This window comes from Proteus sp. FZP2095 (genome assembly GCF_023701425.1).
GTDB lineage: Bacteria > Pseudomonadota > Gammaproteobacteria > Enterobacterales > Enterobacteriaceae > Proteus > Proteus cibarius.
In genome coordinates, this window is the sequence record NZ_JAMQBJ010000018.1 from 1 (window position 1) to 792 (window position 792).

The 792-nt window shown below is 46.7% G+C and carries 1 rRNA gene; it reads right to left on the reverse strand.

From position 1 onward, the window contains the following. Nucleotides 1–540, reverse strand: a 23S ribosomal RNA gene (locus tag NBG71_RS18635); the annotation flags it as partial. Nucleotides 541–792 lie beyond the last annotated feature (252 nt).

The window sequence follows — 792 nt, forward strand, 5'->3', positions numbered from 1 at the left end:
GGCTCCTACTGCTTGTACGTACACGGTTTCAGGTTCTTTTTCACTCCCCTCGCCGGGGTTCTTTTCGCCTTTCCCTCACGGTACTGGTTCACTATCGGTCAATCAGGAGTATTTAGCCTTGGAGGATGGTCCCCCCATATTCAGACAGGATAACACGTGTCCCGCCCTACTCGTCGAGTTCACAATAACAGCATCTTCGGATACGGGGCTATCACCCTTTACTGCCGGACTTTCCAGACCGTTCTCCTGATGCTGCTATTGATTAAGACTCTGGGCTGTTCCCCGTTCGCTCGCCGCTACTAGGGGAATCTCGGTTGATTTCTTTTCCTCGGGGTACTGAGATGTTTCAGTTCTCCCGGTTCGCTTCATTAACCTATGTATTCAGTTAATGATAATATCCATTGGATATTGGGTTTCCCCATTCGGAAATCGTCGGGTATAACGGTTCATATCACCTTACCGACGCTTATCGCAGATTAGCACGTCCTTCATCGCCTCTGATTGCCTAGGCATCCACCGTGTACGCTTATTCGCTTAACCTCACAACCCGAAGATGTCTTCTAAAACGGATTGCTACGCTTCATGATTTCGACGTTGGGCAGTGCTCGCAATGCTCACATACTTTAAGTATGCTCCGCTTGCTGTGCGCTGTCCGCCTTGAAATCATTTTGCTCGCATATCCTTTCTGAAGAGTATTTTCAGATTTGAGATTTTGAGAGACTCATCAATATACCTCGGTGATATATTGATTTGTTTTCAATTTTTCAGCTTGTTCCAGATTGTTAAAGAGCA